Annotated in this window: 13 protein-coding genes; 8 read left to right on the top strand and 5 right to left on the bottom strand. The window is 63.2% G+C overall.

Annotation, left to right across the window (positions count from 1 at the left end):
- Nucleotides 1–16: 16 nt before the first annotated feature.
- The gene (locus FNU76_RS04570; RefSeq protein ID WP_143856607.1) at nucleotides 17–739 is read right to left on the bottom strand and encodes a ComF family protein; all 723 of its coding nucleotides are present in this window, start codon (nucleotides 737–739) and stop codon (nucleotides 17–19) included.
- A 358-nt stretch (nucleotides 740–1,097) separates the two neighbouring features.
- Here FNU76_RS04570 and FNU76_RS04565 point away from each other — a divergent pair, with 358 nt between their 5' ends.
- The 5 genes from FNU76_RS04565 to FNU76_RS04545 are packed head-to-tail and all read left to right on the top strand — an operon-like array spanning nucleotide 1,098 to nucleotide 5,812.
- Nucleotides 1,098–1,886, top strand: coding sequence for an ABC transporter ATP-binding protein (locus FNU76_RS04565; RefSeq protein ID WP_143856606.1), 789 nt, complete (start codon nucleotides 1,098–1,100; stop codon nucleotides 1,884–1,886).
- Nucleotides 1,879–2,601: an ABC transporter ATP-binding protein gene (locus FNU76_RS04560; protein WP_143856605.1), complete on the top strand. Its 723-nt coding sequence runs from the start codon at nucleotides 1,879–1,881 to the stop codon at nucleotides 2,599–2,601. Before FNU76_RS04565 ends, FNU76_RS04560 begins: the two co-directional genes overlap by 8 nt.
- Nucleotides 2,602–2,643: 42 nt before the next feature.
- Entirely contained in the window at nucleotides 2,644–3,846 is a 1,203-nt protein-coding gene (locus tag FNU76_RS04555) for an ABC transporter substrate-binding protein (RefSeq protein ID WP_143856604.1), read from the top strand.
- Nucleotides 3,847–3,903: 57 nt separating this feature from the next.
- Nucleotides 3,904–4,809: a branched-chain amino acid ABC transporter permease gene (locus tag FNU76_RS04550; RefSeq protein WP_143856603.1), complete on the top strand. Its 906-nt coding sequence runs from the start codon at nucleotides 3,904–3,906 to the stop codon at nucleotides 4,807–4,809.
- Nucleotide 4,810: 1 nt separating this feature from the next.
- Nucleotides 4,811–5,812, top strand: coding sequence for a branched-chain amino acid ABC transporter permease (locus tag FNU76_RS04545; protein ID WP_143856602.1), 1,002 nt, complete (start codon nucleotides 4,811–4,813; stop codon nucleotides 5,810–5,812).
- 15 nt (nucleotides 5,813–5,827) lie between these two features.
- Here FNU76_RS04545 and FNU76_RS04540 read toward each other — a convergent pair whose 3' ends face one another.
- The gene (locus FNU76_RS04540; protein ID WP_143856601.1) at nucleotides 5,828–6,277 is read right to left on the bottom strand and encodes an Lrp/AsnC family transcriptional regulator; all 450 of its coding nucleotides are present in this window, start codon (nucleotides 6,275–6,277) and stop codon (nucleotides 5,828–5,830) included.
- 154 nt (nucleotides 6,278–6,431) lie between these two features.
- On the opposite strand from FNU76_RS04540, the gene FNU76_RS04535 reads away from it, so the two are divergent.
- Both FNU76_RS04535 and FNU76_RS04530 read left to right on the top strand, forming a co-directional pair.
- Nucleotides 6,432–7,367, top strand: a complete 936-nt coding sequence (locus FNU76_RS04535; protein ID WP_143856600.1) for a DMT family transporter — start codon at nucleotides 6,432–6,434, stop codon at nucleotides 7,365–7,367.
- A gap of 59 nt (nucleotides 7,368–7,426) precedes the next feature.
- Nucleotides 7,427–8,632, top strand: a complete 1,206-nt coding sequence (locus tag FNU76_RS04530; RefSeq protein ID WP_143856599.1) for an amino acid aminotransferase — start codon at nucleotides 7,427–7,429, stop codon at nucleotides 8,630–8,632.
- Between the two features lie 26 nt (nucleotides 8,633–8,658).
- On the opposite strand, the gene FNU76_RS04525 is transcribed toward FNU76_RS04530, so the two are convergent.
- Nucleotides 8,659–9,000, bottom strand: a complete 342-nt coding sequence (locus FNU76_RS04525) for a winged helix-turn-helix transcriptional regulator (RefSeq protein ID WP_143856598.1) — start codon at nucleotides 8,998–9,000, stop codon at nucleotides 8,659–8,661.
- Nucleotides 9,001–9,123: 123 nt separating this feature from the next.
- On the opposite strand from FNU76_RS04525, the gene FNU76_RS04520 reads away from it, so the two are divergent.
- A complete protein-coding gene (locus FNU76_RS04520) occupies nucleotides 9,124–9,873 on the top strand; it encodes an MBL fold metallo-hydrolase (RefSeq protein WP_223879221.1) in 750 nt (249 codons plus the stop codon).
- On the opposite strand, the gene FNU76_RS04515 is transcribed toward FNU76_RS04520, so the two are convergent.
- Nucleotides 9,870–11,291: a sigma-54 interaction domain-containing protein gene (locus FNU76_RS04515; RefSeq protein ID WP_143856597.1), complete on the bottom strand. Its 1,422-nt coding sequence runs from the start codon at nucleotides 11,289–11,291 to the stop codon at nucleotides 9,870–9,872. The two genes, FNU76_RS04520 and FNU76_RS04515, sit on opposite strands and share 4 nt — an antisense overlap.
- An 82-nt stretch (nucleotides 11,292–11,373) precedes the next feature.
- Nucleotides 11,374–12,477 carry an alkene reductase gene (locus FNU76_RS04510; protein WP_143856596.1) on the bottom strand — a complete coding sequence of 368 codons (1,104 nt, stop codon included), beginning with the start codon at nucleotides 12,475–12,477 and terminating at the stop codon, nucleotides 11,374–11,376.
- Nucleotides 12,478–12,523: the final 46 nt, after the last annotated feature.

Below are 12,523 nucleotides of genomic sequence, written 5' to 3'. Positions count from 1 at the left end.
CCGTCCCGCCTTACCCTCAAATGGTGCGAGCCAGGACCCAGCAATCGACGTGAAAGGCTCCGGCAGCTTTCAGCGCATTGGCCAAGGCATCCAGGCTGGCGCCGGTGGTCATGACGTCGTCCACCACGGCAATACGCATCCCATGCAGATCCCGCTCCACCGTGAACGCGTCACGTAGGGCCTTGCGCCTTTCTGCCAAGGCCAAGCTGGCTTGAGGAGGGGTGTGGAGAATGCGGGCAATGCCACGGTGCAGCAGTGGTAGCTCCAGTTTGCGCGCCAAGCGGCGGGCCAGTTCATGCGACTGGTTGAAGCCCCGTTCGCGTAGGCGCTGCGGGTGCAGCGGCATGGCCAGCAGGCAATCGGGACGGGGGCGGGCGCGCAGCCGCGCCAGCAGGCCGTCGGCGAGGGCTGCACCGAGGATCAGTTGTCCGCCGTATTTGTAGGCGGGTATCAGGCGGTCCAACGGCCATTCATATCGCCAGGCAGCCAGGGTGGAATCGAAGGCGGGCGGTGAGCGTGTGCAGGCGCCGCAGCGCTCGGCCAAGGGGCTGGGCAGGCCGCAGGCCGGACAGTATGCCTCGTCCAGCCAGGGAAGGTCGGCCAGGCAGGGTGAGCATATCCCTTGCTCGCCACTGCCGCCGCCGCATAGCACGCAGGCTTGCGGCAGGCAGATTTCGACCAGTCCGGCGGCAAGGCCGGATAGGCGCTGATATAGGCGCTTAAATAATAGGCAGTCCATATATATCGGCTACCGACCAAGGCTTTAGGGTGTTTGTCCCGTGCTTATGCCCATGTTTGTCCACAGGGTGTGTGGATAGTTGCGACGATGTCCGCCAAATCCGCCGTATCCGTGTGTATGGACAGCTATTCCGCCAGGCCGGACGGTGTTTATCTGGCGCTACCGTGGAGGTGGCCATGCTTGTCCGGCGAATAAGACAGCTCCGGCTGGATTGGCGCACGCGACCAACCGTCCATCGGCCTACCTATCATAACTATCAAGGAATTAGCCTCCCTGGCATGGACCTTGCCATCTCTCTGCAGGGGCGTATTGCGCCGGCTATAGTGAGGCGCGGTTGCCCGGCCGAAACGGAGAAGCGATGCAAGATGAAATCATCCTGGAGACCCAGGGCTTGGGCCGCGAGTTCCGTGGGTTCAGCGCGGTAACGGCGGTCGATCTGAAGGTGAGGCGGGGCAGCATCCATGCCTTGATCGGCCCCAATGGCGCCGGCAAGACCACGGTATTCAATCTGCTCACCAAGTTTTTACCGCCCAGCACGGGGCGGGTGATATTCGACGGCCACGATATTACCGCCGCGAAGCCGGCCGAGGTGGCGCGGCGCGGCTTGATCCGCTCCTTCCAGATCTCGGCGGTATTTCCCAATATGAGCGCCTTGGACAATATCCGCGTGGCGCTGCTGCGGGTGGCCGGTGGCGGCCATCGCTTCTGGTCCTCCAATCGCCGGCTGGATGCCCTGACCGAGCGGGCCATGGCCCTGCTGGCCGATGTCGGCCTGACCGAGTTCGCCCCGGTGCTGGCCGGTGAACTGGCCTATGGCCGCAAGCGCGCCTTGGAGATCGCCACCACCCTGGCGCTGGAGCCGCGCCTGATGTTGTTGGACGAACCGACCCAAGGCATGGGGATGGAGGATGTCCAGCGGGTGACCGAACTGATTCGCCGGGTAGCGGCGGGGCGCACCATCCTGATGGTGGAACACAATCTCAAGGTGGTTTCCAGCCTCGCCGACCGCATTACGGTGCTGGCACGCGGCCAGGTGCTATCGGAAGGCGATTATGCGACGGTATCGAACGATCCGCGCGTGATGGAAGCGTATCTGGGTGTAAGCAGTGCCGAACCCGTAGCGGAAACGGAGGCCGGCCATGGCTGAAATACGCGATCACGGCGGCGAAATGCTGCGTGTTACCGGCCTGCATGCCTTCTATGGCGAGTCGCATATCCTGCATGGCATCGATTTCGGGGTGCGGCGCGGCGAACTGGTGACCCTGCTGGGCCGCAATGGGGCGGGGCGCACCACCACGCTCAAGTCCATTCTTGGCTTGACCGGCCGCCGCGCCGGCTCGGTGGTGATCAATGGCCGCGAAGCCATCCAGATGCCGACCCACAAGATTGCCCACCTGGGGGTGGGCTGGTGCCCGGAGGAGCGGGCGATTTTTTCCAGCCTGTCGGTGGAGGAGAACCTGAACCTGCCACCGCGTGTGCGTAGCGATGGCATGAGCGTGGCCGAGATTTACCAGCTCTTCCCCAATCTGTGGGAACGGCGCAAGAGCCAGGGCACCCGCCTGTCCGGCGGCGAACAGCAGATGCTGGCGATGGCGCGCATCCTGCGTACCGGCGCCCGCTTGTTGCTGCTGGACGAAATTACCGAGGGGCTTGCCCCGGTGATCGTGCGCAAGCTGGGTGAAACGGTGCATCTGCTCAAGCAGCGCGGCTACACCATCGTGCTGGTGGAGCAGAACTTCCGGTTCGCCGCCGATATGGCCGACCGGCACTACGTAATCGAGCACGGCCAGGTAGTGGACACCATCGCCGCCGATGAACTGGCGGCCAGTACCGGCCGGCTGAACAAATACCTAGGCGTATAGCTTCCTCGCATCCACCCCCAAATAAAAAACGGAGAGACATTCATGCACGCACCCTTCAAACCCCTCTTGCTGTCCGTCGCGCTGGCGATGCCCGGCGTGGCCTGGGCCGGACCCGTGTCGGGCGATGTGGTCAAGATCGGCATCCTGACCGATATGTCCGGCGTCTACGCCGGTTTGTCCGGCAAGGGTTCGGTATTGGCGGCGCAGATGGCGGTCGCCGATTTCGGTGGCAAGGTCCTGGGCAAGCCCATCGAGATCATCTCGGCCGACCATCAGAACAAGCCCGATATCGGTGCGGCCAAGGCACGCGAGTGGTTCGATACCCAGGGCGTGGATATGATCAATGACCTGGTCAATTCCGGGGTGGGTATCGCCGTGCAGAAGATCGGCGCGGAAAAGCACCGCATTACCATCAATAACGGCGCGGGTTCCATTGCCCTGACCAATAAGGAGTGCAGCGCCTACGGCGTGCACTATGCCTACGATACCTACGCGCTGGCCAAGGGCACCGCGACCGCCCTGGTCAAGCAGGGTGCGGACAGCTGGTTCTTCTTGCAGGCCGACTATGCCTTCGGCCAGGCGCTACAGGGCGATGCCGCCAAGATCGTGACCAGCCTGGGCGGCAAGGTGACCGGCACGGTCAAGCATCCGCTGGCCACCACCGATTTCTCGTCCTATCTCTTGCAGGCGCAGGGTTCCGGCGCCAAGGTGATCGGACTGGCCAATGCCGGCGGCGATTTCGTCAATTCGGTCAAGCAGGCCAAGGAGTTCGGCCTGACCCAGACCTTGGTGGGCTTGCTGGTATTCGATAGCGACGTCAAGGCACTGGGACTGGCCGCCGCCCAGGGCATGACCTTTACCACCGCCTACAGCTGGGACATCAACAGCGATACCCGGGCCTTCGGCAACAAGTTCCTGGCCAAGGCCGGCAGCATGCCCACCATGGTGCATGCCGGCGTCTACTCCAGCACCATGCATTACCTGAATGCCATCAAGGCGGCCGGTACCGATACGCCGGAAGCGGTCATGAAGAAGATGCGCGAGCTGCCCATCAACGACTTCTTCGCCAAGGGCGGCAAGCTGCGCGAGGATGGCCGCATGGTGCACGATATGTATCTGGTGCAGGTCAAGAAGCCCAGCGAATCGCGTTCGGTATGGGACCAGCTCAAGCTGCTCGCCACCATCCCGGGCGACATGGCCTTCAAGCCCCTATCGGCCAGCGAGTGTGCCTTGATCAAGAAATAGCATGGACAGGGTACCGGCGGTGACCGGTACCGGTGCTCAGCGCCCACGAGGTCATTCATGGATATATCCCTTCAGGCCATCCTTTCGCAGGCCATGCTCGGGCTCAATAACGGCGCTTTCTATGCCTTGTTGAGCTTGGGCCTGGCGGTGATTTTCGGCATGCTCAACGTAGTGAATTTCGCCCACGGCGCCTTCTATATGCTGGGGGCCTTCGTGGCCTTGCTGGGCTATGACTTCCTGGGCAAATGGCTGGGCGACGAAGGCGTGCGGCTGTCTTTCTGGGCGGCGCTGCTGGTATCGCCGCTGTTGGTGGGATTGCTGGGCGTGCTGATCGAACGGCTGATGTTGCGGCGCCTATACCAGGTGGATCATCTGTACGGGCTGCTGCTGACCTTTGGCCTGGCGCTGATATTGGAAGGCTTGTTCAGCAATTATTTCAATGTGGCGGGCGAGCCTTACAACGGCAAGCCGGCGGTGTTGGAAGGGGCCGTCAACCTGGGTTTCATGTTCTTTCCCAAGTACCGGCTGTTTTCCATCGTCTTGTCGCTGGCGGTCTGCTTCGCGGTCTGGTTCCTGATCGAGCGTACCCGGCTGGGCAGCTATCTGCGGGCCGGTACGGAGAACCCGGACGTCACCCGTGCTTTCGGCATCGATGTGCCCTTGCTGCGCACGCTGACCTATTTCCTCGGCGTGGCACTGGCCGGCCTGGCGGGCGTGGTGGCCGCGCCCATCTATTCGGTCAGTCCCAAGATGGGGTCCGACCTGATCATTATCGTGTTCGCGGTGGTGGTGATAGGCGGGATGGGCTCCATCATGGGCGCCATCCTGACCGGCCTGGCGTTGGGCTTGCTGGAAGGCGTGGTCAAGGTGTTCTACCCGCCCTTGGCCAATACCGTGATTTTTATCGTAATGGCCTTGGTGCTGCTGTGGCGACCGGCCGGCCTATTCGGCAAGGAGGCCTGATATGGAAGCACGGCAATTGAACGTCGGCGAAGCGATACCGTTCGAACCCACCCGGCGCCGTACCGCCTATTGGCCCTGGCTGGCGGCATTGGCGGCGGCCGCCATTATCCCTTTCGGCATTTACCCCAGCTTTGTGATGGAGCTGATGTGCTTTGCCCTGTTCGCCTGCGCCTTCAATCTATTGTTGGGTTTTGGCGGGCTGTTGAGTTTTGGCCACGCCTGCTTTTTCGGCAGCGCCGCCTATTTGAGCGGGCTGGCGCTACGTGATTGGGGATGGACGCCGGAACTGGGCATCCTGTTCGGTACCGCTGGTGCGACGGTATTGGGGCTGCTGGTCGGGATGGTGGCCATTCGCCGGCAGGGCATCTATTTCGCGATGGTGACGCTGGCCCTGGCGCAGATCGTCTACTTTGCCTGCCTGCAACTGCCCTTTACCGGCGGCGAGGATGGCTTGCAGGGTATACCGCGCGGCCATTTGCTGGGCCTGGTCGATCTATCGGCCACCGTGGCATTCGGCGACCGGCAACTACCGCTGGCCTTGTACTACTTCGTGCTGGCGGTGAGTTTCGGCGGCTATTGGCTGATCTGGCGGACGGTGAACTCGCCCTTCGGCACGGTACTGAAAGCCATTCGCGAGAACGAAGCCCGCGCGCTTTCGCTGGGCTACCGGGTCGATCGCTACAAGCTGGCCGCCTTCGTCCTCTCCGCCGGACTGTCCGGACTGGCCGGCGCCACCAAGGCTCTGGTGGTGGGCCTGGCTTCGTTATCGGACGTATCGTGGCATATGTCGGGCGAGGTGGTGCTGATGACACTGCTGGGTGGCATGGGCACCTTGCTGGGGCCGGTGGTAGGCGCCGTCACGGTCGGTGTGTTGCATAACGAACTGGCTTCGCTGGGCTCGTGGGTCACCGTTACCATCGGCTGCGTCTTCGTCGTCTGCGTCATGGCCTTCCGCCGCGGCATGGTCGGCGAACTGGCGCATTGGTTGAAGCGTACGCTGTGATCGGCCCTTCCTGCCTTACAGGGGCAAGGGCGCGTCGCTCTTGACCATGCGGATGGCGAAGTTGCTGGTGATGTCCTGCACCATGGACAGCGCCTGCAACTTGCGCACCAGCTTTTCGTAATCCTGCAGGTCGCGTACCACCACCTCCAGCAGATAGTCGAACGCGCCGGATACCACGTGGCAGCTGATCACTTCGTCCATGGCCGCCAGCGCCTCCTCGAACAGCCTGACCGCATCCTCGCGGTGATGCATCAATCGCACGTTCACGAACACCGTGGTGGCCAGCTGCAATAGGTTCCGGTTCAGCACCGCGCGATAGCCGCTGATGATGCCGCTGTCTTCCAGCCGCTTCAGCCGCCGGGCGCAGGGGGAGGGCGAGAGCGCGACTTTTTCGGCCAGTTCCACCGTGCTGAGTCGTCCGTCCTGCTGCAGCAGTTGCAGCAATTGCCGATCGATGCGGTCCATATCAGGTCTCTGTGCTGGTTGGTTGTTTTAGTCAATATTAGCGCGAATATTGACGAAAAACGCTAAATTATTTGGCTTCAGCCAAGAAATTTGCCCAAAAACGCCCTGCAAAACGGCGGACAATCTCGCTATCGTCCCGTTGCCGGTGCCCCTCATGTCCTCTTCGCTCGCGCAGTCCGCTCTTCCCTTATCGCGTGATGCCACCGCCCGGCCCTTCCATACCCAATTGGGCTTGGCGGCGCTGGTGGTCACCGTATTGATCTGGGCAAGCTTCTTTCTGTCGCTGCGGGCCGGCGCCCGCGCGCATCTGGCGCCGGACGAGCTGGCCTTGATACGTTTCGGTCCCGCCGGCCTGATATTTCTGCCGGTGCTGTGCAGCCGCTGGCGCCGGATCGCCGCCGTGCCGCTTCGGCATTTGCTGGGGATCGTGATCGGCAGCGGCCTGCCTTACTTCCTGGTGGCCGGTCTGGGCATGCGCCACGCACCGGTCAGCGACGGCAGTACTCTGATTCCCGGCACCCTGCCGCTGTTCGTTGCGGCCATCAGTGTGCTGGTCTTTCGGCAGGCGCTGCCGGCCGGGCGGGGCAGGGCGCTGGCCCTGATCGCGCTGGGCGTCGCCACCTTGCTGGCGCTCAATCATGGTACCGGCGAGATCTGGCGCGGTTATGCGCTGTGCCTGTTCGGCAGCCTGCTATGGGCCAATTTCACCGTGTCGCTGCGCAAGTCCGGGCTTAGCCCGGTCGAAGGCGCTGCACTGATTTCCACCGTTTCGCTGGCCATGCTGTCGATCTGGCTGGTGGGGCATCCACCCGTGGGCCTGGCTGCCCTGCCGGCGCGCGAGTTGGCCTTCCACGTGGCCATCCAGGGCCTGGGCGTGGGGCTGCTGTCCACCCTCTGCTACGCCTACGCAATTTCCAGACTGGGTGCCGAACGCGCCGCCGCCGCCGGTGCATTGACGCCGGTGGTCGCCTCCTTGCTGGCCGTGCCGCTGTTCGGCGAACTGCCCGGCCCCGCTTCGCTGTTGGGCATGTTGCTGATCGTGGCCGGCGTGGTGCTGGCCAGCGGTTACCGCCTCCGCGCGACCAAGTAAAGATCGGCGCGACGATATGCGTCGCCGCCACGTGTTGATGTTTTCCAAGGATGTCCGCCATGTTCCAGTCCCTGCCTCCCGCCGCCAGCGATCCCATCTTGTCGGTGGCCGAAGCTTTCCGTAACGATACGCGCCCGCACAAGCTGGACCTGGGCATAGGCGTCTACCGCGATGCGGCCGGCAATACGCCGGTCATGCTGGCGGTGCGCGAGGCCGAGCGCCAATTGCTGGCGCAGCAGAGCAGCAAGAGCTATGTGGGCCTGGCCGGTAATCCGCGCTTCAACCGGGCAGTGGAAAAGCTGGTGCTGGGCGACGCAGCCGATACCGCTGCTTGGGTCAGCATGCAGACACCGGGTGCCAGCGGCGGCCTGCGCTTGCTGGCGGATCTGCTGGTCAGCAGCCGCAGCGGCACGGATCGGCCCTTGCCACGCGTCTGGATCAGCGATCCCAGCTACGTCAACCACGCGCCGGTCATGCGCGCGGCGGGTCTGCCGGTCGAGCACTATCCCTACCTGGACGCCGCCAGCGGCACCCTGCGGCGCGAGGCCTTTTTCGATGCGGTGGCGGGTCTGGGACAGGACGACGTGCTATTGCTGCACGGCTGCTGCCACAATCCCAGCGGCGTCGATCTGGCGGCGGCGGATTGGCAACGCCTGGCCGCCATGGTGGCCAAGCAGGGCTTTATTCCCTTCGTGGACCTGGCCTACCAGGGCTTCGGCGCGGGGATGGAAGCCGACGCGGCAGGTTTGCGCCTGCTGGCCGATGCATCGGCCGAAATGCTGCTGGTGTACTCCTGCTCCAAGAATTTCGGCCTGTATCGCGAGCGCACTGGCGCGGCCATGGTCAAGGCCGGCAGCCAGGCGGTAGCGGCGGTGCGCGGTAAATTGTTCGAGCTGGCGCGCCGCAGTTACACCATGCCGCCGGATCACGGTGCCGAGCTGGTGGCCCGCATTCTGGAATCCAGCGAACTGACCGCGCTTTGGGATGAGGAATTGACGGCCATGCGGCTGCGGGTGCAAACCACCCGCGTACTATTGACCCAGGCCTTGGCTGCGCAAGGCGTGGCGGCGGACTATCTGTGCACGCACCAGGGCATGTTCTCGATGCTGCCGCTGGACGGCAAGGCGATTGCCCAGCTGCGCGACGAGGCGGCGGTGTATGTCGTGGCTGGCGGCCGCATCAACCTGGCCGGTCTGGATACGGCGCGTATCGACGAGTTGGCATTGGCCTTGGCCGATGTGATGCAGGTAGCTGTCCCGGCATAAGCGGTGTACGGCGCTTCGTCCGCGACCTAGAGGGGGGAGTTCAGGCGCAAGCTTTGCTCCCCCCATGAATACAAGTCCGAAAGTATCGGAGCGAGTTCGGCTCCCTTTGCACTCAGCGAATACTCCACTCGCGGCGGTACGACAGCGTACACCGTCCGCTCTATCACGCCATCCACCTCCAATTCCCTGAGCTGCTGCGTCAGCATCTTCTGGCTGATCGGCGGAATCTGCTTCTGCAGTTCGCCGAACCGCATCGTTCCGCTCATCAGCATATGCAGGATGATAGTCTTCCACTTCCCACCGATGACGTTGACTGCCGCCACGAGAGGGCATTGCAGCGGGTTATCGGTATGCCATTGTTTTTGCATAAGCGTTACTCCAGGGTAACTGGCGCACAAAATTGTGCGTTCTTGTAAGACCGGAACAGCGACGGGATAGTAGCCGCGGAAGACCTTTTGAAACCAACACATCTGCTGTTGAAAGGAATACCCGTGCGCAATGCCGTCATCTCCCGCATCCCCATCCTGCCGGGTGGGCTGGTTAACGCCCATCTGATTCACGGATCTCAAGGCGCGATTCTCGTGGATGCCGGGCTGCCCGGCACCGAGCGCAGGATAGATTCCGCGCTGCGACGCTTGGGACTGTCGTTTCGCGACATCAAGCTGATCGTGATAACGCACGCGCACGTCGACCATGCCGGCGGAACGGCCAAGCTGCGCGACTTGACCGGGGCGCCGGTCGCTGCCCATGTGGCCGACCTACCTTACTACCGCCGCGAAAAAGCGATGACGTTTTGTCCAACCGGCTGGTTCGGTCGGCTGTTCCTGCGCTCGGGGCTGATGTATGAGCCGTATGCGGCCTTTGAACCGGACATCCTGCTGCAGGCCGATGAAGCGCTGGACTTGCACAGGTTTGGTGTGGACGGCGTGGTCCGCCATACCGGCGGCCATACGGCCGGCTCGCTGGCCGTCGAACTCGGCTCGCGGGATATGCTGGTGGGCGATCTGATTTCCTCTGGCTTGCTGCTAGGCGGCATTGCACTGACCGACCGGCCCAAGCGTCCACCGTTCGAGGACGATCCGGCGGTCGTGTCGGCGGTATTGCAAAGGATGGTACTGGCCGGCGGGCAGCGTTTCCATATGGGCCACGGCGGCCCCCTTGATGCCGGCGACGTAGAACGACACCTGCGCAAGCTGAGCAGGCGGGGCGCCTTGCAGGAATCCGCCCTGCCTTTGCGCTAGCTCTCTAATTGCGGCCTGTCCAGACCGTGGTTGGCGAGCTTTTCGTAGAGTGTGGCGCGGCCTATGCCGAGCAGGCGGGCCGCTTCCGCCTTATTGCCCGCGCTTGCCTGCAAGGCGGTGCGAATGGCTTCGATCTCGGCTCGGCGCACGGCTTCCGCCAGCGTGACGGGTGCCATGCCGGTCGGCGCAGCGGCGGAGAGAAAGTCGGCGGGTAGCAGCGTATCCCGGTCCGCCAGCATGGTGGCTTGTTCCAATGCGTTGCGCAGTTCGCGGATATTGCCGGGCCAGGGCTGCGTCGCCAGCCAGTTCAGCGCTTCCCCGCTCAATTCCACCCGGGCGGCGCCACTGCGGCGATGGATATCTTCCAGCAGCTTGGTGGCCAGGGCAGGAATATCCTCCACCCGCTCGCGCAGCGGCGGCAGGCGTATGGGCAGCACATTCAGGCGGTAGTACAGATCGGCGCGGAATTCGCCCCGGCTGACCATGGCCGGCAAATCGCGGCTGGTGGCGGCAATGACCCGTACATCGATCTTGATCAGCTGATTGGCGCCCAGCGGCTCTATCTCCAATTCCTGCAAGACGCGCAACAATTTGGCCTGGGTGCTCAGCGGCAGATCACCGATCTCGTCGAGGAAAATGCTACCGCCGTCGGCCAATTTGAACTTGCCGTCCCGGCCGCGCCTATCCGCGCCGGTATAGGCGCCCGGCGCGGCGCCGAATAGTTCGGCCTCCAGCAAGGTGTCCGGAATGGCGGCGATATTGAGCGCCACGAAGGCCTGGCTCGCCCGCATGCTGGCGGCGTGTATGCTTTGTGCCAGCAGTTCCTTGCCGCTACCGGTCTCGCCCAGCAACAACACCGTGGCATCGAGCCCGGCGGCGCGCTTGCCCAATTCCTTCATGCGCCGGCAAGCCGGACTTTCGCCCACCACATCGGCGAAACTGTAGCGGGTGGTGCGTTCCTGGCCAGGATCGCGCCTTGGGGTCAGCCTGCCTTGTTGCAAGCGGCTGAATTTATCCATCAAGGGTTTTAGCGGTTGCCAGGCGTCGTACAGCATGATGCCGCCGGCGCCGATCAGGCAACCCTGGTCATCGCGGATGGGAAAGCGCGACACCACGAAGGTGCGGTCGCGATGGGTCATGAAGTCCAGCAGGATGGGTTCGCCCGTGCGCAAAACCTCGGTCAGCCGCGTGTTGGGCAGCAGCATATCGACGCGCTCGCCAAGAATCCGACCGGGGTCGGCAAAGCCGAGGATCTCGGCGTAATGGGGATTCATCCAAACCACCCGCGCGTCGGTATTGACCACCACCGCGCCGGCGAACTGGCGCTCGAACACATCGAAAAAAGCCTGCTGCAGCACATTCTGCAAAGCAGACTGGGGCCGGTCGGCGGCATCGGGCAGGTCGAGGGCGAGCTTCATGGCAGGCCTAGGCGGGAGGGGATGCCAGGATATTACGGGATGCCGCAGAATTGCGCGCATCCCGTGTGCAGCGGTCTACCGATCAATTACCCAGTGATGGATAGTCGGTATAGCCCTGCTCCGCCCCACCGTAGAAGGTGTTGCCGTCCGGCGTGTTCAGTTCGGCATTGCGACTGAAGCGTGTCACCAGGTCAGGGTTGGCGATATAGAGCCGGCCGAACGCAACCGCATCGGCCACGCCGCTCACCAGCAGCGCCTCGGCCTTGGTCGCATCGTACTGACCGCAGAACACCAGGCTGCCATGATATGCGTGGCGAAGCTGGCGGCGGAAAGCATCGCTGAGCGCGGCGCCCCCTGTCCAGTCCGGTTCGGCGATATGCAGATAGGCCAAGCCACGTTGCTGGAATTGCTCCGCCAGATAGACGGCCATGGCTTCGTTGTCGATAGGCGACATATCGTTGAATACGCCATTCGGCGACAGCCGTACGCCAACCTTGTCGGCACCCAGTTCGGCGACCACGGCATCCACTACTTGCAACAGCAGTCGCGCGCGGTTTTCCAGCGAACCCCCGAATGGGTCCTGGCGCTGGTTGGCCTTTGTGTCCAGGAATTGATTCAGCAGGTAGCCGTTGGCGGCATGGATTTCGACAAAATCAAAACCAGCCCGCGCGGCCCGGCGGGCACCGGCGGCATAGTCGGCGACGATGCCGGGCAATTCCGCTTCGGCCAAGGCGCGTGGCGTTTCACATTGCTGGCTGCTCGGTGTGCCGTCCGCCAGTACCACGAAGCTTTGCGAGTTCTCCGCACGGATCGCCGACGGTGCGACCGGCGCCTGGCCGTCCGCTTGCAGCAAGCTGTGCGAGATGCGGCCTACATGCCAAAGTTGCAGGGAAATCCGGCCGCCCGCGCCGTGTACCGCCTGCACCACCGTTTTCCAGCCGGCTTCCTGCGCATCCGTATAAATACCCGGCGTCCAGGCATAGCCCTGGCCCTGGCGGGAAATCTGGGTGGCTTCGGTCACAATCAGGCCGGCACTGGCGCGTTGCGCATAGTAGGTGGCATTCAGTTCGCTGGGGAGGTCGCCCGGCTGGCTGGCGCGTGAGCGGGTAAGCGGCGCCATCCAGATACGGTTGGTCAGCTGGGTCTTACCGGTGGTAAGGGGAGTTAACAGCTTGTCGATGGACATCGGTTTCTTCCTTTGTAATAGACCAGTCGTCTAGATTGGCGGCCAA

The sequence above is a fragment of the Chitinimonas arctica genome, from assembly GCF_007431345.1.
Taxonomy (GTDB): Bacteria; Pseudomonadota; Gammaproteobacteria; order Burkholderiales; family Chitinimonadaceae; genus Chitinimonas; species Chitinimonas arctica.
The sequence above is the reverse complement of the archived record's forward strand: the minus strand, read 5'-3'. Positions and strand labels throughout refer to the sequence as shown.